Source organism: Streptomyces sp. NBC_01591, assembly GCF_035918155.1.
GTDB lineage: Bacteria > Actinomycetota > Actinomycetes > Streptomycetales > Streptomycetaceae > Streptomyces.
The window spans coordinates 147,063-170,212 of record NZ_CP109328.1 but is presented as its reverse complement, the minus strand read 5'-3'; the positions used below and the strand labels follow the sequence as shown (position 1 = coordinate 170,212).

At 68.1% G+C, this 23,150-nt stretch carries 16 protein-coding genes and 10 pseudogenes; 10 read left to right on the top strand and 16 right to left on the bottom strand.

Annotated elements, in window-relative coordinates; all coding sequences use genetic code 11:
• Window positions 1-3: 3 nt before the first annotated feature.
• Window positions 4-153 carry a hypothetical protein gene (locus OG978_RS41645; protein WP_326770308.1) on the bottom strand — a complete coding sequence of 50 codons (150 nt, stop codon included), beginning with the start codon at window positions 151-153 and terminating at the stop codon, window positions 4-6.
• Between OG978_RS41645 and OG978_RS41640 the strand changes: the two are divergent.
• The 7 genes and pseudogenes from OG978_RS41640 to OG978_RS41615 all read left to right on the top strand — a co-directional run.
• Window positions 110-238: pseudogene (locus OG978_RS41640) on the top strand (undecaprenyl-diphosphatase); the annotation flags it as partial. The gene OG978_RS41645 and the pseudogene OG978_RS41640 sit on opposite strands and share 44 nt — an antisense overlap.
• A 288-nt stretch (window positions 239-526) precedes the next feature.
• Window positions 527-1,339, top strand: a pseudogene (locus tag OG978_RS41635) (IS110 family transposase); the annotation flags it as partial.
• Window positions 1,340-1,767: 428 nt separating this feature from the next.
• Entirely contained in the window at window positions 1,768-3,009 is a 1,242-nt protein-coding gene (locus OG978_RS41630; RefSeq protein ID WP_326769885.1) for an IS110 family transposase, read from the top strand.
• A gap of 23 nt (window positions 3,010-3,032) precedes the next feature.
• Window positions 3,033-3,440, top strand: a pseudogene (locus OG978_RS41625) (transposase); the annotation flags it as partial.
• Between the two features lie 82 nt (window positions 3,441-3,522).
• Window positions 3,523-3,735, top strand: a pseudogene (locus OG978_RS48595) (DUF3761 domain-containing protein); the annotation flags it as partial.
• 333 nt (window positions 3,736-4,068) lie between these two features.
• A complete protein-coding gene (locus OG978_RS41620; RefSeq protein ID WP_326769884.1) occupies window positions 4,069-4,326 on the top strand; it encodes a hypothetical protein in 258 nt (85 codons plus the stop codon).
• Window positions 4,327-4,484: 158 nt separating this feature from the next.
• Entirely contained in the window at window positions 4,485-5,162 is a 678-nt protein-coding gene (locus OG978_RS41615) for an IS6 family transposase (RefSeq protein ID WP_326763351.1), read from the top strand.
• Between the two features lie 152 nt (window positions 5,163-5,314).
• Here OG978_RS41615 and OG978_RS41610 read toward each other — a convergent pair whose 3' ends face one another.
• The 3 genes from OG978_RS41610 to OG978_RS41600 form a co-directional block, all read right to left on the bottom strand.
• On the bottom strand, window positions 5,315-6,109 hold the full coding sequence (locus OG978_RS41610; protein WP_326763350.1) for an SDR family NAD(P)-dependent oxidoreductase: 795 nt from the start codon (window positions 6,107-6,109) through the stop codon (window positions 5,315-5,317).
• Window positions 6,110-6,197: 88 nt separating this feature from the next.
• Entirely contained in the window at window positions 6,198-6,815 is a 618-nt protein-coding gene (locus tag OG978_RS41605; RefSeq protein WP_326763349.1) for a TetR/AcrR family transcriptional regulator, read from the bottom strand.
• Between the two features lie 10 nt (window positions 6,816-6,825).
• Window positions 6,826-7,032 carry a hypothetical protein gene (locus OG978_RS41600; protein ID WP_326763348.1) on the bottom strand — a complete coding sequence of 69 codons (207 nt, stop codon included), beginning with the start codon at window positions 7,030-7,032 and terminating at the stop codon, window positions 6,826-6,828.
• On the opposite strand from OG978_RS41600, the pseudogene OG978_RS41595 reads away from it, so the two are divergent.
• Both OG978_RS41595 and OG978_RS41590 read left to right on the top strand, forming a co-directional pair.
• A pseudogene (locus tag OG978_RS41595) lies at window positions 7,031-7,300 on the top strand (hypothetical protein); the annotation flags it as partial. The gene OG978_RS41600 and the pseudogene OG978_RS41595 overlap by 2 nt on opposite strands.
• Before the next feature lie 155 nt (window positions 7,301-7,455).
• Window positions 7,456-7,646 (top strand): annotated as a pseudogene (locus OG978_RS41590) (IS630 family transposase); the annotation flags it as partial.
• A 418-nt stretch (window positions 7,647-8,064) separates the two neighbouring features.
• Here the strand turns inward: OG978_RS41590 and OG978_RS41585 are convergent.
• The 9 genes and pseudogenes from OG978_RS41585 to OG978_RS41545 all read right to left on the bottom strand — a co-directional run.
• Window positions 8,065-10,020 carry a hypothetical protein gene (locus OG978_RS41585; protein WP_326763347.1) on the bottom strand — a complete coding sequence of 652 codons (1,956 nt, stop codon included), beginning with the start codon at window positions 10,018-10,020 and terminating at the stop codon, window positions 8,065-8,067.
• Between the two features lie 26 nt (window positions 10,021-10,046).
• Window positions 10,047-11,420 carry a glycoside hydrolase family 5 protein gene (locus tag OG978_RS41580; RefSeq protein ID WP_326763346.1) on the bottom strand — a complete coding sequence of 458 codons (1,374 nt, stop codon included), beginning with the start codon at window positions 11,418-11,420 and terminating at the stop codon, window positions 10,047-10,049.
• An 8-nt stretch (window positions 11,421-11,428) separates the two neighbouring features.
• Window positions 11,429-12,301: a carbohydrate ABC transporter permease gene (locus OG978_RS41575; protein ID WP_326763345.1), complete on the bottom strand. Its 873-nt coding sequence runs from the start codon at window positions 12,299-12,301 to the stop codon at window positions 11,429-11,431.
• Window positions 12,291-13,148 carry a carbohydrate ABC transporter permease gene (locus OG978_RS41570; RefSeq protein ID WP_326771045.1) on the bottom strand — a complete coding sequence of 286 codons (858 nt, stop codon included), beginning with the start codon at window positions 13,146-13,148 and terminating at the stop codon, window positions 12,291-12,293. The genes OG978_RS41575 and OG978_RS41570 overlap by 11 nt, the downstream gene beginning before the upstream one ends.
• A gap of 116 nt (window positions 13,149-13,264) precedes the next feature.
• Window positions 13,265-14,560, bottom strand: a complete 1,296-nt coding sequence (locus OG978_RS41565) for an extracellular solute-binding protein (RefSeq protein ID WP_326763343.1) — start codon at window positions 14,558-14,560, stop codon at window positions 13,265-13,267.
• Between the two features lie 24 nt (window positions 14,561-14,584).
• On the bottom strand, window positions 14,585-16,180 hold the full coding sequence (locus OG978_RS41560) for an FAD-dependent oxidoreductase (RefSeq protein ID WP_326763342.1): 1,596 nt from the start codon (window positions 16,178-16,180) through the stop codon (window positions 14,585-14,587).
• An 11-nt stretch (window positions 16,181-16,191) separates the two neighbouring features.
• Window positions 16,192-17,238 carry a LacI family DNA-binding transcriptional regulator gene (locus OG978_RS41555; protein ID WP_326771044.1) on the bottom strand — a complete coding sequence of 349 codons (1,047 nt, stop codon included), beginning with the start codon at window positions 17,236-17,238 and terminating at the stop codon, window positions 16,192-16,194.
• 488 nt (window positions 17,239-17,726) lie between these two features.
• Window positions 17,727-17,943 (bottom strand): annotated as a pseudogene (locus OG978_RS41550) (MBL fold metallo-hydrolase); the annotation flags it as partial.
• Window positions 17,944-18,154: 211 nt separating this feature from the next.
• Window positions 18,155-18,700: pseudogene (locus tag OG978_RS41545) on the bottom strand (PLP-dependent aminotransferase family protein); the annotation flags it as partial.
• Window position 18,701: 1 nt separating this feature from the next.
• Between OG978_RS41545 and OG978_RS41540 the strand changes: the two are divergent.
• Window positions 18,702-18,851 (top strand): annotated as a pseudogene (locus OG978_RS41540) (NUDIX domain-containing protein); the annotation flags it as partial.
• Here the strand turns inward: OG978_RS41540 and OG978_RS41535 are convergent.
• The 3 genes and pseudogenes from OG978_RS41535 to OG978_RS41525 all read right to left on the bottom strand — a co-directional run.
• Window positions 18,819-20,045 (bottom strand): annotated as a pseudogene (locus tag OG978_RS41535) (IS1380 family transposase); the annotation flags it as partial. The pseudogenes OG978_RS41540 and OG978_RS41535 sit on opposite strands and share 33 nt — an antisense overlap.
• Window positions 20,046-20,472: 427 nt before the next feature.
• Window positions 20,473-21,408 (bottom strand): phosphotransferase family protein, encoded by a 936-nt coding sequence (locus OG978_RS41530; RefSeq protein ID WP_326770330.1) that lies wholly within the window; start codon window positions 21,406-21,408, stop codon window positions 20,473-20,475.
• Window positions 21,409-21,609: 201 nt separating this feature from the next.
• On the bottom strand, window positions 21,610-23,022 hold the full coding sequence (locus OG978_RS41525; protein WP_326763339.1) for an NF041680 family putative transposase: 1,413 nt from the start codon (window positions 23,020-23,022) through the stop codon (window positions 21,610-21,612).
• Window positions 23,023-23,150: the final 128 nt, after the last annotated feature.

Genomic DNA, 23,150 nt, shown 5'->3' with positions numbered 1-23,150 from the left:
AGATCAGGTACCCGATGCGTTCGGCTCTTGGCGGGCCTCGCGCCTGGCCTTCTGGGCGGCGGGCTGGGCGGGCTGGGCGGGGGCAATGAACAAGCCGTCGAGCACCCTGTTCATGAAGTTCATCACGACCAAGAGCTTCATGCCGTTCGTCATCTACCGGATCATTCTGGGCATTTTGCTTTTTGTCCTGGTCGGCGCGGGAGTCCTGAGCCCGCACGCAGGCGAGTCTGCCGGGTGATCCACTCTCCATCCCCTGCCTCCCCCCGTTATGTTTTTCGCGGTCCTGCAAGAGGGCCGCTGGCCTCCGGGCCCGGCATGACTGTGTCCCCCTGTCGAACGGATGACCTGGGGGGGGTGGTGTCACCGGGCCCGGGAGGTGCCGTCGGAGACGCTGATGAGAGGTCCGGCCACCGCCCGGTCCGGCGCAATGCCGGACAGCTCGCGGGCGGCAGGTCTGCATAACGTGGATGCGCGCGTACGACACCGACGCCGAGGCCGGCACGTTCAACTCCCCTGGAAGGGAACAATGTTCGAAACCGAAGACGTGGGCGTGTTCCTCGGCCTGGACGTCGGCAAGACGGCCCATCACGGCCACGGGCTCACCCCGGCAGGCAAGAAGGTCTTCGACAAGCCCCTGCCCAACAGCGAGCCGAAACTGCGGGCCGTCTTCGACAAACTGGCCGCCAAGTTCGGCACCGTCCTGGTGATCGTGGACCAGCCCGCCTCCATCGGAGCCCTGCCCCTGGCCGTCGCCCGGGACACGGGCTGCAAGGTCGCCTACCTGCCCGGCCTGGCCATGCGCCGGATCGCCGACCTCTACCCCGGCGAGGCCAAAACGGACGCCCGCGACGCCGCCGTCATCGCGGACGCGGCCCGCACCATGCCGCACACCCTGCGAACCCTGGAACTCACCGACGAGATCACCGCCGAGCTGACCGTCCTCGCCGGCTTCGACCAGGACCTCGCGGCCGAGGCCACCCGCACCAGCAACCGGATACGCGGCCTGCTCACCCAGTTCCACCCCTCGCTGGAACGTGTCCTCGGCCCCCGTCTCGACCACCAGGCCGTCACCTGGCTGCTGGAACGCCACGGCTCGCCGGCCGCCCTACGCAAAGCCGGACGCCGCCGCCTCGTCGAGCTCGTCCGCCCCAAGGCCCCGCGCATGGCAGGACGGCTGATCGACGACGTCTTCGACGCCCTGGACGAGCAGACCGTCGTGGTCCCGGGGACCGGCACCCTCGACATCGTCCTGCCCTCCCTGGCCCGCTCGCTCGCCGCCGTCCACGAACAACGCCGGGCCCTGGAAGCCCAGATCAACACCCTGCTGGAGGCCCACCCTAATGGGCAGTGATGCGGGGCACCGCCAGGCCCACCCCGGCCCGTCGACGCCTTGAAAGAGACTGCGGGCCCCGCATCACCCTCGTGACGGTGGTCGGTGCCGGAGAAGCCGCGCACACCCCCAGGGACTTGGATCCCTTGGTCAAGAGTCGGCCTCCGGTGCCGTCCAGCGTCACGAGTCCGTACCCCACCGCATCCAGTCCGATGATCGGATCGTTGAAGTTTGTGGTCCGAGCCGCCCACAGGGGTCACCTCTCACCACGCCTGGAGCCGCCGAGCTCTGGAGCAGACCGAGGGCCCTGTGAGTCGCTGGGGTCACGAACGGCTAATCGGATGCAGGGCCATCGAGCCCTTCCATTAGGGAGACGCGTGCCCCCGCACGGCTGCGACCAGCAGGACACCCCAGACCGAGAGGACGAACACGCCACGATGACCGTCACCTGCGGAATCGACTGGGCCAGCGACCACCACGATGTCGCTCTGATCGACCACGAGGGCACCTTGTTATCCAGGGCCCGAATCAACGACGACCTCGAGGGCCTGCACCAGCTCCTCAGTCTCCTCACCGCTCACGGCGACAGCGCGAACACCCTGATTCCTGTCGCGATCGAGACCTCCCGCGGCCTCCTTGTGGCCTGCCTGCGAGCCACCGGCCGGCCCGTCTACGCGATCAACCCGATGGCCGCCGCACGCTACCGCGACCGGCATACGGTCACCCGCAAGAAGTCCGACCACCTCGACGCCATGGTGCTCGCGAACATCTTGCGCACGGACAAGGCCGCCCACCGGCCGCTGCCCGACGACAGCGAACTCGCCCGCGCTATAGCCGTCCTGGCCCGCGCTCAGCAGGACGCGGTCTGGGACCGCACCCAAGCGGGCAACAAACTCCGCTCCCACCTGCGCGAATGCTTCCCCGGCTTCCTCGCGACCTTCCAGCACAACCGCGAAGGAATCAGCAGCAACGTCGCCCGCGTCCTCCTGGCCGCGGCCCCCACACCCGAACAGGCGGCCAGGCTCACCCGCGTCCAGCTGCGCTCGCTCCTGAAAAGGGCCGGCCGCCAACGCGGCATCGAGGCGGAAGCCGAACGGCTCCGAGACGCACTGCGCATCCCGCAGATGCGCCAGCCTCCGCAGGTCGAGCAGGCCATGGGCCGCCAGGCCATCGCCCTGCTCAGACAACTTGATGCCGCCTGCACCAGTGTCGACGACCTCGCCGAAGCGACGGTGGAGTCTTTTGACACGCACCCGGACGCCGAGGTCATCACCAGCTTTCCAGGGCTCGGGGCTCTCACCGGCGCCCGGGTGCTCGCCGAGATCGGTGACGACCGATCCCGCTTCACCGACGCTAGAGGGCTCAAGGCCTTCGCCGGAGCCGCACCGGTCACCCGGGCGTCCGGCAGGAGCCTCGCGGTCATGGCCCGACGGGTCAAGAACCAGCGTCTGGCCTCGGTCGGCTATGTCTGGGCCTTCGCCAGCCTGACCGCTTCACCCGGAGCCCGGGCCCACTACGACCGGCGGCGAGCCGATGGAGACCGTCACACCGCCGCTCAGCGCAACCTCTTCAACCGCATGCTCGGCTGCCTCCACCACTGCCTTACCAAGCGAACCCGCTATGACGAGCTCGCCGCGTTCCCCGCACCGTCAACCCCACAACTCACCATCGCCGCTTGACAGATCAACTGCATCGGATGTCTCTTTCCCCGGTCCTGACCTCGATGCCCGGAGTCGGCGTCAGGACCGCCGCAGTCCTGCTGACCACCGTCGGCGACGGCACCGGCTTCCCCACCGCCGCCCACCTCGCCTCCTACGCCGGCCTCGCCCCCACCACCAAGCAGTCAGGCATATCGATCCACGGCGAACACGCACCCCGAGGAGGAAACCGGCAGCTCAAACGCGCCATGTTCCTCTCCGCCTTCGCCTGCATGAACGCCGATCCCGTCTCCCGCACCTACTACGACAAACAACGCGCCCGCGGCAAGACCCACACACAGGCCCTCCTCCGCCTCGCACGCCAACGCATCAGCGTCCTGTTCGCCATGCTCCGAGACGGCACCTTCTACGAGCCCCGCGAACCCCGAACCAACACCCCAGCAACCGCATGAACCCCACCCCGGCAAACCACCCCAGAACCGGCACCTTGGGGTTGACGAAGAACATAGAGGCACCCCCCGCCAGAAAGCGAGATTGCTCCGCGTCGTCAGGGCGTGGGGGGCACCGCGTTCGCCGTCGCCGCCGCGCTCCTGGTCCCGGCTGTTCAGGCCGAGGCGACGGCCGCGTGCGCGCCCCGCGCCACCGGCGTGTGCAAGGCCGGCAGCGCGCACCCCGGCGGGTGTCACCGCCCAATGCAAGGACGGGGCCTACAGCTCCTCGAAGACGTTCCGCGGTACTTGCAGCCGCCACGGCGGTGTTCGGTACAGGTACAAGTACAGCTGCTTGGAGACTACTTGGTGCGCGATCGACCTGCTCGGCCACCACGGAGCCGTCCACGTGTGGTGGTGGCACATCACGACACGCGCCTCAGGTTCGCCGAGCGAAGGAGACCGCCCCACTCGCCCTCACCGGCTGCTGTTTCGGGCGAGGGAAACGGGATCGGCCACGAGTCGAGCCAGGCGCCGATGTCCTTGGGTGTCTTGGGATTCGGGCCCGGTTTTCAGTGACCGCCTGCCCCAGGTGCAGCGGACGGTTTCCTGCGCGACGGTGGATGGGGGCCATCTGACTCTCGGGAGAGCCATGATCATCAAAGTGCTGCACGAGAAGGGCCTGAAGTCCGAGCACGCGTACTGCGCCGGCTTCCTTTCCGTCGGTCTGGCCGTTGCCTCGTGGGCCGGGTCGTTGAAAGCGGAGTGCCGGACGGGGCGTGCAGATCACTGGGGCATCTTCGTCGGCGAGTGGGCGCCGACCTTCTTCGCTATCGGTCTGGCCCTCGCCAACTACGAGCACGACGACCAGGAGACCGCATCTGAGGCGTTGCACACCGTGGCCGACTGACAACCGAGCGCGCTGTCGTCGTGATCACCCACCGTGAAGCCCTCGCCCGGGCACTGTCACGTTGACTGACCGGCCTGGGATGATCTTCTGGTTGGTCGTGCTGGGAGGGGGCGTCCGTGGACAGCGCGCCGCCGTCGTACAAGGGGCACCGGTAACCGGTGGAGATCATTGCGCACTGCGTGTGGCTGTACTTCCGTTTCCCGCTGTCGTTCCGCGAGGTCGAGGAGCTGATGCTCGAGCGCGGCGTGATCGTCTCCCACGAGACGGTCCGCCGCTGGTGTACGAAGTTCGGGCAGGCCTACGCCAACGGCCTGGGCCGCCGGCGTGTGCAGCCGGGTGACAAGTGGCACCTGGACGAGGTCTTCCTCAGGATCAACGGTGAGCTGAAGTACCTGTGGCGGGCCGTCGACGCCGATGGCAACGTGCTCGACATTTTGGTCCAGGGCCGAAGGGACAAGGCTGCGGCCAGGCGGTTCTTCCACAAACTGCTCAAGAAGACCTGCTCGGTGCCGAGGGTGATCGTCACCGACAAGCTCCGCTCCTACGGCGCGGCCCACCGCGAGGTCATGCCCTCCGTAGAACACCGCGCCCACAAGGGTCTGAACAACCGGGCCGAGAACAGCCATCAGCCGACGAGGCAGCACGAACGCGCGATGAAGGGCTTCCGCAGTACCGGCGGGGCCCAGCGGTTCCTGTCCGCGTTCAGCGGCATCTCACCGCACTTCCGACCACGCCGCCACCTGATGACCGCCACCCAATACCGCACCGAGATGACCACCCGCTTCACCATCTGGGACGAGATCACCGGCGCCACCGACCAGCCCATCGCAGCGTAAGCCAGGCCCCCACCCGACCCCTACACACCCTGACGCGCCCTCAATCGATCAACACCGCACCAACGTGACAACGCCCCGCTGCGCACTCACCCACCGTCCGAGGTCTTCGCCCTGGACGACGACGTTGCGTTCACGGTTCGCCAGCGGGCCTTTCACGCGCTGGGGCGTACGCTGCGTTCGGCGATGCGGATCAGGGGGCGCTCGGGTACCAGGCGGCTGACGACGCGTGACACCAGGGCATTGCCGGCGCCGTCGACGACGGTCGCCTTGCGTCCGCCGAGCGCCGCGAGTGCTGTGGCGACGACCTGCTGCGGTGTGCGCCGGCTGCCGACCGACGCGTTGTCACCGGCCACGTCGAAGAACGGGGTGTCGGTGGCGCCCGGGCAGATCCCGAGGACGGTCACACCGGTGCCGCGGGTCTCGCCCCAGAGGGAACGCGTGAAGGACAGGACGAATGCCTTCGTCGCGGAGTACACCGCCATGTGCGGCACCGCCTGGAATCCGGCCGTGCTGGCGACGTTGATGACGGTGCCGCGCCCGCGCTCGACCATGCCGGGCAGGAGCCGGGTGGTGTTGCCGACGAGCGTGCCGACGTTGAGCTGCACCTGGGACGCCATGTGGCCGGGGTCGGCCTCGGCGAGGTCGCCGTGGGAAGCGAAGCCGGCGTTGTTGATGAGGATGTCCACCACGACGCCCTGCTTGTCGAGCGTGCGCGCGAGGGTCTCGGAGGAGTCGGGCAGGGAGAGGTCGAGGGCGATGGGTCTGACGGTCACGCCGTGCTTGGTCCGCAGGGTCGAGGCGAGCTCCTCCAGCTTGTCTTTCGAACGGGCGACGAGGACCAGGTCCACACCGCGGGCGGCCAGCTGTCGGGCGAACTCGGCGCCGATCCCTGACGAAGCGCCGGTGACGACGGCCAGCTGGGAGGTGAGAGTGTCCGAGTAGTTCATGTCTGTCTCCATACCGACTTGAAGGTTTTTTTCTTGGCGATGAAAAGGCCGACGTGGCCGACGTGCGTGATGTCCGGCCTGCCCGCGTTCAGTGAGCTTCGATGGTCGCCTCAATGACTTCGGCGAGAGCGCCTGCTGCACGGCGCAGCTCTTCGGGAGTGGCGCGCCCCGTGGCCTCGAGGACGCCCTTCAGCCCGTCGAACGCGCCCACGAATACGGTCGCCAGCACGTGGGCGTCGGCCGGAAGGTGCAGGTCGCCCGCGCGGGCGCCGGCCAGAAGGAGTTCTTCGACCAGGCCGACCCACTCCGCGAGAACGGACACCTGAGCGCGTTCCTGCGGTGACTCGGTGGTGAGCTCGCGGTCGAGCCGCACGACGGACCATCCCGCGGGTTCGGCGATGACGAGGTCCACGAGGACGGGGACGAGTCCGCGTACCTGCGCAGCCGGCCCTCCGAGCCCCTCGAGCTGCCTGCGCACATGCGCAAGCATCCCCTGCTTCTGATCGTCGACGACCGCATGGGCCAGGGCGGCCTTGCTCTTGAAGTGGAAGTACACGGCACCCTTGGTGAGGCCGGTCTCGCTCACCACGTCGTCCATCCGGGCCAGGGCGTACCCCTTGGCATCGAAGACACGGGCGGCGGCGCGCAGAATCTCCCGGCGCGTCGCCGCGCCCTTCGGTGTCAGTTGATCCACTGGCCTTCCCATGCCCCCAATACTAAATACCTTCGAGTCGGTTTTTCAAGTTGATCAAGAGCCGCGTCACCCGGAGGGCCCCGGCCGCGGCGAGCGGCGAACTGGTGTGTTCGGCATGACCGGCCGGATGCAGGTGCCCGATCCGGGAATCGTGGAGGCGGCCCAGACCGCCCTCGACGAGGCCCTGGCGCCGCCCGCTGGTCTCAGCCAAGCGGTTCTGCCCGTCCATGCGCTCCCTGTACGCCGGGCCCAGGCCGCGCACCCTGACGCGGCCGGCGCTAGCGATCGGCTGCTGTCCCGGCTGGGAACAGGCCGGTTTCCCCCACGCGGTCCTGGCCGCCCAGGACCGTGTCCGAGGGGCCGAAAAGCGGCACGGCTGGACCAGTGTCGTGGACAGCGAGGCTGCCGAACTGCTTCCACTACGCCCGCCGGTCATCATGGTCAACCCCGAAGACCTGGCCGAACTGGGCATCGCCGACGGCGATCCGGTGGACCTGGCCAGCGGGCGGCGCAATGGCTGGGAGCGCTGCGCAGAAGGCTATTGCATGGTCGTCTACCCGGCGAGCGGGGCCACGGTCTGGCGCTCTGGGGCCCTGCACAATGAAAAGGGGCTGAAGGGCGAACCAGGCCCGCGTGGGCGGCATAGTGTCGGGGACTTTCGCAGTCATCGGTGTCACGGATCTGGCGGGCGTTCGACCCACAGCCGCACCGCTCGGAGAAGACCTTCAAGCTGTCGACCGATCCGTACGTCGTCGACAAGGTCCACGATGTCGTCGGCCTCTACCTGGACCCGCCGAACGGGCATTGGTGTTCTGTGTGGATGAGTCGGGTCGGACTGGGGCGCGGTGACACCATTTCTGGTGTTCCGTTTCCCCGGCCCGCCCGCCCGCCGAACCGGACGTGCCCGTCTCCGAGCATCCGGCTCTCCACGTGCTCTTGCCGCCGGTTGGCCGACGGCTGCCGGTATTGGCGTCCATGGTGTCGGTATGTTCCGCCTCCGATATCGGTAGCGGACCACCGGAACCTTTTGGGGTTGGATCAGCGAGATCCCGTCTTCGGCCGGCGTTTCCCCGGGAGGAAACGCCGGAACAAGGATGCCCACGGGACACGAGGATGTCGTTTACGCAGCCAGCGGGTCACCCGATGCCAGGAATACTCATCGAGATAGCAGCCACGCAACCGTCGACTTTCGTTGAGACGGTCGAATCGTCATGCCTGTCCGATTCTTTCGGGGACGCCGGTGACGTCCCGTTGGTGTGGTTCAGCTGAACGTGATCGTCAGGTGGAGAGCGCCAGGGTGCGGGATGCGGAGTAGGTGGGCGCGGCGGGTGGCGTCGCGCAGGAACGTGGTGGGGCCGCTGGTGAGGCTGGCGGCGCGTGGGGCATCCCACCGGATCAAGATCGTGGTGTCGCCACGGCGCACGGTAAGGCCGTCCGCGGCAGCCGAAGTCGCGCTGCCGTAGGCCGCCTCCGTGCCGTCGGTGAAGGTCACCTGGTCGGTCGGGTGCAGCACGAGCGGGATCAGTTCGCTCGCCGCCGAGCCGGCGGTCACGACGCGACGCACGGACTGCTGGGCGACAGTGACGTCGGTGGTGACCGCGGAGTCGGGGGTGCGATACTGGATGCAGAAGGGTTCGCCGGGGGAGAGGTCGCCGCCGGTCCAGGGCCGTGCGGTGGGCGCACCGGTGAAGTACTCGGCCGTCAGGTCGCTGTTGGCGTCGAGCCGGCCGCCGTCGAGCTCGGTGGCCCAGGAGTCGCCGTTGTTGAGTGAGTACACGACCATGCCTGCGTCGGGGTGCCACAGGAAGGTGAGGCCGGAGCGGACGAGGCTGGTGGCTCGGGTGCCGAAGAAGGTTCCCAGGTAGAGGCTGGGGCGCCGGATGAAGAGGAAGTCCTGTTTGGCGTCACGGCGGAGTTCGACGAAGTTGTCCTGCCTCAGGTACGGCAGATCGGAGATCGCGTCGTTCTTCTCTGCACGGGTCGGGGACCCATCGCCGTAAGGGACGTGCGCGATGACGCGCGGGGAGGTCTTGCCGCGCTCCAGCACCGGCACGGGATTCGGATCCGCCGCCCAGGCGGCGCGTGCGTCCGCCCGGTCCTCACGGGCGGTGAAGAACGCCGCGAGCTCGGGTGTTTCAGGCACGAAGAGCGAGCCGAGGTGCGTGCGGTCGGGCTCCAGCATGACCCCGTCGTACGAGAGGGAGCTGGTGCGGGCGGAGGCGGCGACGTTGGTGAAGTAGCCCGATCCATCGGGCTCCCACACCAGGTTGTAGCCGAGCCAGGGGGCGAATTTGCGGGCCATGGAGAGCATGGCCGGATCGCCGGTGAGGTGATAGAGCTCGGCCATGTCCGGCAGCATGACATCGAAGTTGTAGCCGACATCCATGCCGCGTGGTTCGTAGAAGAAACCTTGTGGGCTCTGACCGCGGTCTGCGATGAAGGTGATGCGTTCTGCCAGCCGTGTCTGCAAAGCGGCATCGGGGTCCAGTTGCAGACTCAGAGTCGCGCCTGCGAGGCCGGCGATGTAGTGGTTGGTGTATCTCAGGGGGTTCTGCCAGACGGTGGTGTTGCCGGGGTCGAGGAACCACACCATCGCTCTGTGCACGGCGGTCCGGATCTCGGTCTGCCGCTCGGGCAGGGCCCCGGCCGTGCGCAGAACCTGCAGCGTCTTGCTCAGATACCCGAGTCCGAAACCGGTGGCCGCTCTGGAATATTCGGTGGGGCGGTACTCCGGCCATGAGCCGTTGTCGTGCTGCAGGCGCAGATAGTGCTGGAGCGCTGCGTCGAGGCGGGCCAGCAGTGCCGGGTCACCGGCGTACGGGTTCCAGGGCCGGGAGTTGGCGTAGAACCAGCTCAGCGTGTACACGTGCTCCTGGATCCGGGCGTTGTACGGCTCGTCCGGCGTGCGCCACCAGCCGCCCTTGAACCAGCCGTATGTGGCCGGGTCGGCATCCTCGATGTCGTTTGCCATCGGCGCGAGGGTCACCAGGTACGGCGCGTACCGCTGCTCCTCGGGGGCGAACAGCGTGCGGTCGGGGAGTCCCGGGGGCAGCGGGTCGAGGAGCCGCAGGGCGGTCGTCCCCTCGGTGGCGCCGGCGGGGCGGGCGGGCAGCGCGGTCAGCAGCGCTGCGGCGCCGGCAGCTCCGAGCAGCGCGCGGCGGCTGAGGCCGGGGAGTCCGGGCGCGGTGTGGATAGGTCTGTCGGTCGGGTGTCGCACTGGTGTCTCCTTCTGAAGAGGTGGTTTCAGCTGCGGGTGAATTCAGTGAGGAGTTCCGCCAGCGGCGTGCGAGGTATACAGGCGTCGACGCGGAATGAGCCGGCCAGAGCTGCGATGCCGGCGTCGTCGACAGTGGCGAAGAGGGCGGCGAAGTCGGCGAGCATGGGCTCCCCGAGCAGAAGTTCACGGACGAGCCTGCGCACGTACCAGCGCTGGCCGAAGGGCTGGGGGTCGAAGTCGGGGTACTCGGTGGCCATCAGCTCATCGAGCGGGGCGAGGGCGTGGCCGATGCCCTCCTCGCCGGTGGACCAAGGCTCGGTGCCCAGCCGCTCCTTCTTCTCCCTGATCGGCTGCAGCAGCCGGGACCAGGGTGAGTCGGGGTCGAGGGACACCAGCCCGGACAGATGGGTGTCCTTGTAGGTCCAGATGGACCAGTTCGCCCCGTGCTCACGGTAGATCTCCAGCTGATCGCGCAGTACGGCGTAGCGGTGCTTGTCGACTGCGGGGTCGCCGGAATAGACCGGCCCGAACTCGCCCACCCAGACTGGTGTGCCCGTTCTGCGGGAGTGCTCGGTTCGCTCCAGGAAGCGCTCCTCCAGCCAGCTGCGGTCGACATACTGTCCGCGTACTACGCCCGGGTACTCGGTCGCGTCACGGATTCCGGCGAGGGCGTAGTCGTGGGCGGAGTACACGGTGTTGTCGAATCCACTGCCGATGGCATCGAAGTCGTTGGCGTAGCGGTTGCCGTCGAGGAAGATCACATGGTCCGGGTCTATGGCCCGTACGGCGTCGACGAGTCGGCGGTAGAACGGACCGATCACCTCGCCGGTGGGATCGCCGGGCTCGTTGAGCAGGTTGAACCCGGCTACCTCGGGCCGGCCCCGGAACCGGTCCGCAAGCGCCTCCCAGATGGCCACCACTCGGTCCTGGAAGTGGCGGTGGCGCCACAGCCAGGCATGGTGGCTCGGATTGTCGCTGTGCTCGGACTGGTTCTGAAAGCCTGGTGCGGCATGCAGGTCGATGATGGTGTAGATGCCGTGCCGGGCGCAGGCGTCGATGGCGGTAGTGAGCCGCCGTATTCCGTCCTCCTTGATGTCGAACGGGTTGGCATCGTCGGAGAGGTGCCGGTAATTGACCGCAATGCGAACGCAGTTGAGTCCGGTGCGGGCGATCAGCGCTGCATCGGCGTCGGTGAAGAACTCGTCCAGGATGAGGTCGAACAGCCGGTCGGCCTTTTCTGCGCCCATGGAATGCCGCAGCGCGTCCCTGGCCTGGTGCTCGGCGCCGGGGAAGCCGTTGAGGAAGTTCTCCATCATCATCCAGCCGCCGAGCCCGGTGCCGCGCAGAGTCACTGGATTTCCGGACGGGGTGACGAACCGGTCACCGGATACTGTGAGCATTTCCATGACTAACCCTTCAGACCACTGTTGACGATTGACTTGATGAACCAGCGCTGGGCCACCAGGAATACCGCGAGAACCGGAATGACCGTGAGCGTGCTGGCCGCGAGCTGCACATTCCAGACCGGGGCTCCAAAGTTGTCCACGATCTGGGTGAGCGCTACCGGCAGGGTGAACATCTCCGGGCTGCGCAGGAACACCAGCGGTTCCAGGAAGGAGTTCCAGCTGTGCAGGAAGGAGAGCAGTGCCACCGCTGAGAGCGAAGGTCCGGCCAGCGGGAGCGCGATCCGGAAGAACAGCCCGAAACGCCCCAGACCGTCGAGCCTTCCGCTCTCCTCCAGCTCGGCCGGCAGGCCAAGGAAGAACTGGCGCATGACGAAGGTGCCGAAGACCGAGTTGCTGCCGAACACGGCCGGAATGATCAGCGGCCAGTGCGTGTCGGTCCAGCCGATCTCGGAGAACAGCCGGAACAGCGGAACGATGATGACCTCGCTCGGCATCAGCAATGCGGTGAGCAGGAGGACGAACATGGTGCCGCCGCCGATGAGGCGGACCCGGGCGAAGGCGTAACCGGCCATGGCCGAGACCACGACGCTGCCGACACACACCAACGCCGCGATATAGAGACTGTTGAAGTACTGACGGCCGAAGGGCTGGTAATCGGTGATACGGGCGTAGTTGTCCCACCGCCAGTCGCTCGGGAGCAGCGAGGGCGGATAGGAAAAGATCTCCGAGATCGGTTTGAGGGAGCTGCTCACCATCCACAGCAGGGGCAGGAGGAACGGCACCGCGAGGGCCACCATCAGTACGTACAGCAGGATCCGCCCGAATGCGGGCTTCCGAGCCCTGCGTCGGAACAGGGCCAAGGGGTTACTGCTCATGGAACACCCACTTCTTGCGCAACCACCACTGCACGACGGTCAGGACCAGGACAGCGAGGAAGAGCAGTACCGCGAGGGCACTCGCGTAGCCGAGGTCGAAGAACTTGAATGCCTGCAGATAGACGTAGTAGGCGAGTACGGTCGTGGCGTTACCCGGACCGCCGCCGGTCAGCACCATGACCTGGCCGAAGACCTGAAGCGAGCCGATCACCGTGACGATCGCGGCCAGCAGCATGGTCGGGCTGATCATCGGCAGGGTGATCCGGCGGAATATGGTCCAGGGAGGGGCGCCGTCGACCCTTGCCGCCTCCCGCAGCTCCGTGGGGACGCTTTGCAGGGCGGCCAGAAAGAGCACCATGTTCACGCCCACACCTTTGAGGACCTGCACCAGGATCACCGAGAACATCGCGGTGTCCGGCTCGCGCAGCCAGTTGGGACCATCGGCGCCGACCATGCGTATGAGCAGGTTGAGGCCGCCGTCCTTGCTGAGCAGGAAGCTCCATACGATGGTCCACGCGATGACCGACACGACGGTCGGGGAGAAGAAGATCGCGCGGAACACTATGGTGCCGCGCAGCCCCTGGTCCAGCAGCACGGCGAGCAGCAGGGCGAGGCAGATGTTGAGCGGCACCAGACCCAGGGAGAACACGGCCGTGTTCTGAGCCACCTCAATCGCGAGCGGGTCGTCGAGCAGCTTCCGGTAATTGTCACCGCCGATGAAGCTGATATCGCCGGTGAGATTGTTGTACTTCGTAAAGCTGTAGTAGACGACGGCTATGAGGGGCCCCAGCACGAAAGCGGCGAATCCCACCATCTGCGGGGCGATGAGTACGTACCCGGCGAGCATGTCCCGCCGACGCCACCGCGGGGTCCGTTGCCGCCCGCCCCGGCGGGCCGGCCGCACCTTGAGAGGCACGGTGGCCCGCCGGGACACGGCAGGGGTCGGGGCCTTCTTTGTCAGGCTCACGATCCGGCCTGCAGCAGGGGCTCGATGGCGGTACAGACGGCACGGGTGACCTTGTGCGTATCGGCCTTCGGCTTCCATGCCGCGTCGAGGGCCGCCCGCGTCTTCTCGTTCAGCTCGGCGTACCCGCTATGGCCGGGGCGCACCGTACCGGACTTAAGCGAATCGATGATGCTCTCTTGGAGCTGGTCCTTGCTGAGCAGCGGGTTGGTTCTGGCAAGGGTCTCGGCCGTCAGCAGTGAGGCGCGCGGCGGCGGGAAGAACTGGGCAAGTTCGGCGGTGTTCTTCTTGTCGGTGGCGAAGAGGAAGAACTGTTTGGCCAGTTCCTGGTTCTTGGCCTTGGCGAAGACGGCCAGGCCGGCCTGCCCGATCACCTGGTGAGCTCCGGCCGGTCCGGACGGCAGCGGTACGACGCCCCACTTCCACGAGACGTCGGCGAGCGGGCCGGCCTTGCTGACCTGGGTAATGATCATGCCGCTTTCGCCGGAGAAGAAGTCTGCCTGCTCTCCGGGCCCCGGCGTACTCCGGTCGGTGAAGGCCATCTTCCGGAAGAAGTCAATCGCGTCGACCATCTTCCCGTCGGAGAACCCGCAGTCGTTGTCGGACGTCCACGGTGCCGCCCCGTACGCGCTCATGATCGGATAGAGCCGGTCCCAGTGCTTGTAGTCGAAATCGTGGACGAGCAGGCCGAACCGTGCAGTCTTGGCATCGGTGACCTTCCTGGCCGCGGCGGCGAGCGCGTCCCATGTCCAGGCGTCTTCGGAGGCGAGCTTGGCCGGATCGTCCGCGTCGGCCTTGGCCAGGGCGTCGGCGTTGTAGAAGACCGCGAGGGGCGAGCTGGAGAACGGGTACGCGTAGAGCGATTTGCCGCGCCGCCACTGGCTGAGCAGCGCCGGCTCCAAGTCGTTGTATCCGTAGCCGCTCTCCGCCTTCATGGCCGGAGCCATGTCGACGAGCGTGTCGGCCTCGATGAAGTCGGCCGCGTTCGTTTCCAGAATCCAGCCCAGGTCGGGCGGGTTGCCCGAGGCGAGCTGAGTGGTCAGCGCGGTGGTGTAGTCCATGGGGTTGAGCGATTCGAACTTGATGCTCTTCACCTTCGGGTTACTGGCTTTGAAGGCGTCCGCGATGCTGTTCAGCAGCGCCAGATGCTCCTTCACCGCCGTCCACACGGCGATGCGCAGGTTGCCGTCGTCGGCTCCCGACCGACCGCCGCCGTTGCCGCAGCCGGCGGTGAGGGCAGCGGTCGCGGCTGCGGCCGCGGTCGCCGCGAGGACGGAGCGTCTCGATGGGTTCATTGCTGTACTCCTTGCGATGATTGGCTAGTAACCCGCTATTCGCGGCCACTGCAGCTCGACCCCGTCGCCGGTGAGACGGTCCTGGAAGTCGGCCAGGAGGCCGGGCGTGTTTCTGACGGCGCGCGGGGAGACCCGGCGCTCCAGGCAGAAGGCGGCCAGTGCACCGGCCGCCTCGCCGACGTTCCACTCGACGGGGTGCAGGCGGTAGCACCCATTGGTGATGTGTGTCGTGCCGATGTTCTTGGAGGCGGGGAGCAGGTTTTCCACCCGCTGTGGGAGCAGCGCACCCAGCGGGATCCGGAACGGGCAGCACGCCACATCGAGGTAGTTGTCGCCGCCGGTGGTGGGGTGCAGGTCAATGCGGTACATGCCGATGCCCACCGTGTCGGGATACTCCACGGCACCCTTGTCGCCCCGTAACGCGATGGACAGGTCCTGTTCGACGACCGTGTATTCGGCGCGGATACGCCGTGACTCGCGGATATACGGTGCCTGTGCCAGACCGTCGGCCGAGCCAGTGATATCGCCGCGCAGCCGCAGACCGGGGAAGCCGGTGCCGCCGTCGGGCCGTGGAGCCTCGGTCTGCAGCCAGTACAGGTACGCGAAGGACAGTTCGCGAGCGGCCGCGAGGTGCTGCGCGGCATCAGGTACGTCGTAGACTGGACCTGCCAGGTAATCGATCATCGGCCAGTTGACCAGCGTGATGTCGCTACTGTACGCGCCGTCGGTGAAGTTGCGCCGTGCCGCGATACGCCGGAACGTCCACAGGTTGCTGTCGCCGGCGCTGAGCCGCTGGTCCGCGACGACGGCCAGCGGGTCGTCGTCGGGATTCGGGGTGAAGCTGCGCTCGACGATCTCCTTGGTCCGTGGGTGAGGCGCGCTCAGGGAGAGCATCGGGCCGCCCCAGAAGTCCGGCTGGTAGGTGCGCCAGAAGTCGTATCGGACCGGTTTGTCGATCGTGTGATCGCCGTCCACATGGTCCAGCGCGAAGCAGACCGAGGCGGCTTGCATGTTCAAGGGCTGCGCCGTGCCCGGGGCGCTCGGCTCACCGGTCTCGGACTGCGCCTCGAAGCCGGTGACGTACTCGGTACCGGTGAGAGGTAGCAGCTCGCCGGTCTCCGTCGCGTCGAGAATGTACGGTGCGGCGATGGTGATCTCGTCGCCATCTCCGCAGTGCCCCACCGTCACGGCACAGACCCGGTCGCCGTCGGTCTCGGCGGACACCGGTCGGTACGGCTGCAGCACGCGCAACCGCCCGCTGCCCCGGTACGGCGCGAGCATTGCCTCGATGACCGCCACTGCCACCTGCGGCTCGTGGCAGAGCCGACTGACGTGTCCGGCCCCCGGGTTGAGGTGGCGCCAGGCCCGGGACCGCTCGGTCAGCGGGTAGTGCTGGCGGTAGTAGTCGCGGATTCCGTCCCGCAGTGCCCGGTAGCCGGCGGTCACACCGAACTGCTCCACCCAGCTGGGCTCGTCCGGTGGGACGGCCTGGCTCGTCAGCTGGCCACCCAGCCAGTCGTACTCCTCGGTGAGCACTACCCGCCGGCCGGCGCGCAGGGCGGCCAATGCCGCTGCCACTCCGCCGAGCCCTCCGCCGATGACGAGGATCTCCGTTTCCATCCACGTTCCTTTCACTGTGCGGGTGCGGGCGCCAGGGTGGCGCCGGTGACGAGTTCGCAGGGCAGCAGTAGCTGCGGGGTGTCCGCGGTGCCTTGGAGGAGGTCGGTCAGCAGCGCGATGGACTGTCGGCCCATCTCCTCTCTCGGGATCTTGAATCCGGTGAAGTCCACATCGGCAGGTACGGGCGTGGTCGGATCGCCGAGAGTCAGGACCGACAGGTCCTCCGGTACGGCCAGGCCGCGCCGACGCGCGGAAGCGACCAGATCCGCAGCGGTGGCGAAGTCTTCGACCAGGACTACCGTTGCGCGTGAGGCCAGCAACGCCGACAGCAACTCGTCGGGTTCGCGTCCGGGAGACAGCTCGTCGAGCGCGATGAGGACGCCGGGCCCCGGTGCCGCCTGGGTGGCCTGCAGAAAGCCTTTCCGACGGTCTGCGGAGGACTCCACGTCGGTGGGGAGTCCGAGGTATGCCACGCGACGGTGGCCGCGGGTCACCGCCAGCTCGACGAGGCGGCTGACGGCCGTCGCGTAATCGGCGCCCACGTGAGGCACCGGGCCTCCGGCGTCATCGCGCCGGCCAACTGCCACGAAGGGGTATCCGTCGGCGACCATCCGCCTCAGGTCGTCGCGGTCGAGCGACCGGCCGAGCAGCAGGCAGCCGTCCGCCAGCCGGAGCCGATTGTCGCCCTCGAAGACACGCCGCCGACCGCCCGTCACTGATGTGCTGGTGAGCAACAGCAGGTCGCAGCCGACCTGTTCGGCCGCGCCCTCGATACCGACCAGGAACGGGTGGTAGAAGTCGCTGGTGGCGCTGGGGAAGACCGCCTCATAGGTGAAGACGCCCAGTATGCGGTTGCGTTTGTCAGCCAGCCGTCGTGCCACTGGATCGGGCACGTACCCGGATTCCCGGATCACCTTCAACACGCGCTCGCGGGTCTCCTCGGGAATCCGGATATCCGCGTCGGCCCGACCGTTGAGCACCAGCGACACGGTCGGCTGACTCACCCCGGCCAGCTTGGCAATGTCCCGCTGCGTGATCCGCCGCGCAGGGCGACCAATTGTCACTTGAGCCTCCGCTAATACGAATTATCTCGCCTCGGGATCAGTGTGAACCCTGTGTTTCAAACACGTCAAGACTTGGGGGCGCTGATAATGCGAATTAGTAAGTCGGGCGTCAACAGCTTCCGTTGGCAGCAGCTGAGCCGGGGGCGGGCCAGAGCGCCGGAGTGTTCCGTGGATGTCTGATTCGTTCCCGGGATGTCGTGGAGGGCGAGGGTGATTTCGCGGGTGAGGGATCCACGCCCCGGTGGTGAAGAGGCGCTTGAGCGCGTCGTAGCGGCTGATGCCCCACTTGGTCACAACCGGAACGGAACCCGTGGACACTCTGGTCAGACCAGCGGATGACCCCTGCCCGCACCCGGCCAACGGCACCGAACGCCGCCCTGCACAGCCTCAGGAAACCACTTCAAACCGGACCGGTAAATCGAGGCTCAGGCGACCGGGAAGCCAGACGGTGTTCACCGCGTCGGGCAGGGCTGAGGTTCCCGGTCCGCGCTGTGCTCGGCGTGCAGATGCGAGATCCAGATCGCGTCCAGCTCATCCAGTTGGACGTGCCGTTGAAGCTGAGCCAGCGTCCCGCTGCCCGCGTCCATCCACACCCGTGTGTCGCCGCTGGACACCAGGTGGCCGGAGCAAGGGATTGTCCACGCTCGGACAAGGCGTCGCACACCCCGGGACGGTGAGACGGAGAAGCTCGGTGGTCATCCGGGGAGAACGCTTGATCCACAGGTGTTGACGACCTTGATACTGCACCGGCGACTGGTCCGCGACTACGAGGGCCGCCCGGCCCCCTCGGAGTCGCGATGAAGCTCTTGTCCTGCGGGTTCCGCTCGACGATCTCGATGCCGATCCCGTGTCTGTGGCCGTGGGCTTCGCCTCGGTCTTCGCCGGACGGTCGCCGGCGCGCGGGCAGGCGTCAGTCGGTGACGAGGTCGTCCGGGGCGGACCGGGCGAGTTCGGCCAGTGTGGCCAGCGCCTGGGAGAGAACGTCGGTCTGCGGGGAGGCAAGCCCCAGCCGGATCGCGTTGGGGGCCTGGTTATTGCCGACGGTGAACGCGGCGGCCGGCACCACTCCGATGCCGTGCCGGGCAGCGGCGGCGACGAAGGTGTCCGCGCGCCACGGGCGGGGCAGTTGCCACCAGCAGTGGTACGAGCGCGGGTCGCTCCGTACAGCGAAGCCGCCGAGGTGCCGGGCCGCGATCTCCTGTCGTACGGCGGCTTCCCGCTGCTTGGCCTGTACGAGCGCCTTCACGGTGCCGTCCTGCTGCCAGTGGTAGGCCGCCTCCAGTGCGAAGCGCATGGGGGTCCAGCCCCCCGAGCGCAGCGACGTGGCGATCTCGCCCACCAGGAAGCCGGGCGCCACCACGAACCCGAGGGTCAGGCCAGGGGCTATGCGCTTGGACAGGCTGTCGACGAGGACGGTCTGCTGGGGGGCCAGAGAGGCGAGCGGCGGCACTTCGTCGTCGGTCGGCGGCGGGGTCGAGGAGGACGACGCGACCATCGAGGCGGCCCTGCACCGCGAGGTATTCGAGGAGCTGGGCGGCAAGCTGCAACGTGCCGAGCTCGTCCACCTGATCACCGACGAGCTGGAGGGCGGCACCGGGGTTCAACACGGTCGCGGCGAGGCTGAGTTCGAGCCATGCGGCGTTGACCAGGAAGTGGCGGGATGGGAAGCGTCCGAAGCCGGTGGTCTTGCCGCACCGGATGTGGTCCTCGACGGTGGCATGCCCGCGGTGGCGGACTTCCAGGAACTGGGCGGAGCCGGCGCCGGCGAGCGGGGTGTCGGTGAGGAAGACCTGGTGCCGCAGGCCCTCGTCCTGGTCGAACAAGGAGAGCTGGGCTCCGGGGTGCGGGCGCTCGCGGCGCACGATGATGCGGGTGCCGTCCGGGTAGCCGGCAATGTCGACCGTGCCGGTCAGCTCGGCGACCGAGGCGCCGGCACGCAGTGTTCCGTCCTGGTCCAGGGCGGGGTGCCAGACCTGTTCGGGCAGGGCCCGGATCGCGCGGCGGACCGGTTCGGTGACCGCGTATCCGACCGAGAAGAAGGTGCGGATTCCTCGTATCCGCATGTCTCGGACGTGGGCGAGGAAGGCTTTCGCCGATCCGGCGCTGTCGGTGCGGACGAGGATGTCGGTGCCGTGCCGGTGGGTGTCGGGGATCTGCGCGAGAGCGTCGTCCAGCACCGCGATGTGATCGGCGGCGGTGTTGGCTCCGGCGTTGCCGGGCCGCAGCCGCCCGGACATGCCCTCGCCGGTGTTGGCCAGGAAACACACCAGAGGGTGGAATCCGAAGCCGCCTTTGTAGGTGGGTGCGGCTTGGTCCTTCTCGGAGTGGCAGGTCACCAGCGTGGCGTCGAGGTCCAGGACCAGGCCGGGCAGTTCCCGTCCGCCGGCTTTTGCCGCCGGTATTCCGCAGCGGGTCTCGGCGGCCTGCAGCCAGGCCACTTCCCGTGCCTGGGCGCGGGCCGCTCGCAGCCGAGCGAGTCCGGTCTCGTCGATGTCGGCGAGCAGCCGCCAGGCCGTCGGTGTCGAGGCGACCGGGCCGAACACCTTGCCCTGGTCCCGCAACACGGCCAGATCCGTGATGGATTCCCCGCCATCAGCCAGCATCACCGCGAGGTCGGTGGCGATCCGGCCCGGGTCGTGGCCAGTGCCGCGTGGCCGAAGTGGTCCCAACGCGGTGGAGTACGCGCTGGTCAGTTCGGTGGCATCGGCAAGATCAGCCAGCAACCGTGCCCCGGCGTGACCAACCACCCCGGCACCGTCAGCAGAGACATGGAGCTTGGGACGCGAACCGATACCCTGCACGCAGAAAGTGCCTTCCGCCTGGACCGACAGAACCCCTTGGCTCTGTTGATGACGAGGAACAGCGATTCGATTCTCGGGCAGTTCGGGAGGCGCGTACGCACTCCAGAGGGCCCGAATGTCGACGAGTCCGGACGGCACACTCCTGGATCCGCGTGACCTAATTCCCGTCTGCGCGTCCCCGCACCGAGGCAAGCTGAGGTCAAAGATGCTGGCTACGGGATCAGGTGGCCGGGTGGACCGACTCCGTTGCCGGCGCGGAGGTCTCCGTGGGCACTGCCTCCCGTACTCGTCGATACCGGGATCGGGACACCGAAGGCGCCTCCCAAACCCATCGAGAAGCGCCTTCACTGCTGCTCGATAAAGCCACGCCGGTCTTTTGACCGGGGTTCGCTTCCTGAGTCAGGCCGTCTTCGTCCAGGTCGATGTCTCAGCTCAGGCGGTAGCCGAGGAGGGCGAGGCCCGCGGCGGCGGCGCGGTGCTGGTAGGCGCGCAGTCCGGGGGCGCCGGGGGGTGCGGGTTTGCGGGCGTTGCGGTGCCAGTGACCGGTGAGTGCGGTGAGGAACGCGGTGGTGGCGTCGGGGTTGGTGGCGGTGGCGGGGTGGTCGCAAAGCAGGCGGGCGATGTCTGCGGGTGCGTGTCCGGCGAGGACGAGTTGCGGGGCGAGAGATGCGGCGTCGATGCAGGCCGGGCCGGTGGTGGCGTGTGCCCAGTCCACGAAGGTCACGCCGAGGTGGCGGTCGCGGACCATGTTGTCGGCCCGCAGGTCTCCGTGGACGATGCGGTTGCCGCGGGCAAGGGCGGGCCAGGCGGCTTCCAGTTCGGCGAGCTGGGGCAGGCGGTCACGGGCGGCGGGGGCGAGGTCTGCGGGCGGATCGCGGAGGAGTTCGTCCCAGCCGTGCAGGCCGGCCGCTGTCGAGGGTGTGGTGCTGACCGCCTTGGCGTACGGTGCCGGGGCGGGGCTGGAGGTGAGCTTGTCCAGGAGCGCCCATGTCTGCCCGGCGTCGCCTGAGGCGGGGGAGAGGTCGGGGTGCGGGCCGTCGAGGTGGGCGATGACGACGGCGGTCCAGTTGGCGGCGTGGTGGATGCCCAGCAGTTTTGGGGCCGGGGCGCCGGGAGGCAGCGCGTCCAGGACGGCGGCTTCGTGGACGTTGGCGGCGGTGAGCGGGTCGTCGTCGGGAGCTGCCTTGACGAAGGCCCGTCGCCCGTCGGCCAGACGGAGGGCGGCGGCCAGTTGGTGGCCGAAGCCGCCGCCGGGGGTGACGGTGTCGGTGACGGGTGCGCCGAGGGCGTCTTCGAGGCGGGCGCGCAGCGCCGTGGGGACGTCGGTCCATTGCAGACGGCCGCTGGTGGGCGGTACAGGCATCGGGGCAGCTTTCAGAGGTCCAGGGGACGGGTGACGGGGTGATGGGGGTGCGCGCCGAGCCGGACCGGGAGTCGGGGCTGAGGGGCGGGGTCCGCTCTCTCAGTGCTCCAGCTCGGCGCCGGGCGCTCGTCGCCGCATCACGCGCATTCGCCTGTGTCCTCTGAGCTTGATCTTTAAGGCTGCTGGTCGGCCCCGTCGCGTCTAGGCATTATCCGTTTTGCGCTGTTTCTTGCCGACTGGGTGGCGGGGTGCGGGTGTGGAGGTGCGGCCCTTGGGGCGGCCTGGGCCGGGGCGGGAGGCTTTTGGCGCGCGGGCTGGAGTGCCCACGGTCCGTCGGATGCGGGGATAGCCCCGTCGGACTCGGCCCGGGGTGAGCTGATCCGGTGTCAGGGGTTTCTCCCAGGGCCGCCGGAGGTCCTCGGCCAGAGGCCGGATGAGACGGAGTTGCGCGTAGGCGGCGAGGATCAGCCACACCCACCGGTCGGCCTGTTCGGGGGTGCGCAAGCGGGGTCGGGTCAGGCCGAGCGTCTGCTTGAAGAAGCGGAAAGTGTGCTCGATGTCGAACCTTCGAAGGAAGATCCGCCAGAGGCGGTCGACGTCGTGCGCGGTGGCGTCGGGGTCGCTGTGCCACAGCCATAGCGGCTTGGGGTCGCGATTGCCGGGCAGGTGCTCGACCGCCAGATGGACCAACGTTCCCTCGACGATGGGGAGTTCGCCTTCGTGGTCAGCCCAGGAGCCGCGCCGGTCCAGCCTGGGGTGCAGGCGGCCCCAGCAGCGGGCGAGGACTTGACCGAAGCGGTCGTGGACGCCGGCCGACTCCTGGACCGGCGCGGGATAGGTCGCGGCGTGGGCCAGGCGGAACTCCGCTCCATGCCGGGGCGGGCGCCCGGGGTTCGTCCCGCGGCGCTTGCCGGCTGGGGCGCGCATCACCCGGTCGGCGCGGATGCGTCCCAGTAGCCGCACCGGCTCCTCGCGCAGCAGCCAGGTCAGACGAACCAGGTCGTAGCCGGAGTCCAGGACGAACAGCACCGGCAAGTCCCCCGGGCGCCACTGCCCGGCCCGCTCCAGGCGGGCGACAAGGTCGCGGATCTGGGCGGCGGTGACCTCGGTGGGATCGTCCTCGGGCCCCAACCGCACCGCGTCCAGCGGCCCGGTCCACGAGGAGCGGCCCCCACCCAGGGCCGCCGCGACCTGGTAGGGCCAGCCCGGGATGGTCTGACGCACCCCGTCGCACCGGCACGGACGGTGGCAGTGCAGCCGCTCGGGCGAGCACTCGGCATCCGGACGCGGCCACGGCGTGACATCCAACGCGATCGACAGCTGCCCGTCCGTCCCGCGCGGCAGCCGCAGACCGGCCAGCGCCATCCGAAGCCGGGACACGTTGATGTGTCCCTGGGTCAGCGCGTCGTACATCGCTCCGTGCCCGCGCCGATGCACCCCCGACAGCGAGAGTTCCGGCAGGGACGTCACCGGCCCGTCTGCGCACAGCACCGCATCCATGAGCTCGAACAGAGCATCCGCCCGCAACGTCAGGCACTCGTACAGCTCACGGCGAAACCGGGACAACCTGGCCAGGGCCTCGACGCGCACGGCGCCGTCTTGCAGACTGTCCATCACGGCCTTTGGTTGATCAACGTGTCTCTTGGCGGAAACATATGATCAAGCAGAGGCCGCTCAGCTGTCAGGCGAACGACAAACCCCACCAAGAAATGATCTTGGTGGGGTTTAAAGCCAAGCTGAGT

What these genes read in the sequence shown, in the direction of transcription:
- OG978_RS41645 (WP_326770308.1), bottom strand. Translation starts at nt 153, where the DNA reads ATGACGAACGGCATGAAGCTCTTGGTCGTGATGAACTTCATGAACAGG.
- OG978_RS41630 (WP_326769885.1), top strand. Translation starts at nt 1,768, where the DNA reads ATGACCGTCACCTGCGGAATCGACTGGGCCAGCGACCACCACGATGTC.
- OG978_RS41620 (WP_326769884.1), top strand. Translation starts at nt 4,069, where the DNA reads ATGATCATCAAAGTGCTGCACGAGAAGGGCCTGAAGTCCGAGCACGCG.
- OG978_RS41610 (WP_326763350.1), bottom strand. Translation starts at nt 6,109, where the DNA reads ATGAACTACTCGGACACTCTCACCTCCCAGCTGGCCGTCGTCACCGGC.
- OG978_RS41605 (WP_326763349.1), bottom strand. Translation starts at nt 6,815, where the DNA reads ATGGGAAGGCCAGTGGATCAACTGACACCGAAGGGCGCGGCGACGCGC.
- OG978_RS41600 (WP_326763348.1), bottom strand. Translation starts at nt 7,032, where the DNA reads ATGGACGGGCAGAACCGCTTGGCTGAGACCAGCGGGCGGCGCCAGGGC.
- OG978_RS41580 (WP_326763346.1), bottom strand. Translation starts at nt 11,420, where the DNA reads ATGCTCACAGTATCCGGTGACCGGTTCGTCACCCCGTCCGGAAATCCA.
- OG978_RS41575 (WP_326763345.1), bottom strand. Translation starts at nt 12,301, where the DNA reads ATGAGCAGTAACCCCTTGGCCCTGTTCCGACGCAGGGCTCGGAAGCCC.
- OG978_RS41570 (WP_326771045.1), bottom strand. Translation starts at nt 13,148, where the DNA reads ATGCTCGCCGGGTACGTACTCATCGCCCCGCAGATGGTGGGATTCGCC.
- OG978_RS41565 (WP_326763343.1), bottom strand. Translation starts at nt 14,560, where the DNA reads ATGAACCCATCGAGACGCTCCGTCCTCGCGGCGACCGCGGCCGCAGCC.
- OG978_RS41560 (WP_326763342.1), bottom strand. Translation starts at nt 16,180, where the DNA reads ATGGAAACGGAGATCCTCGTCATCGGCGGAGGGCTCGGCGGAGTGGCA.
- OG978_RS41530 (WP_326770330.1), bottom strand. Translation starts at nt 21,408, where the DNA reads ATGCCTGTACCGCCCACCAGCGGCCGTCTGCAATGGACCGACGTCCCC.
- OG978_RS41525 (WP_326763339.1), bottom strand. Translation starts at nt 23,022, where the DNA reads ATGGACAGTCTGCAAGACGGCGCCGTGCGCGTCGAGGCCCTGGCCAGG.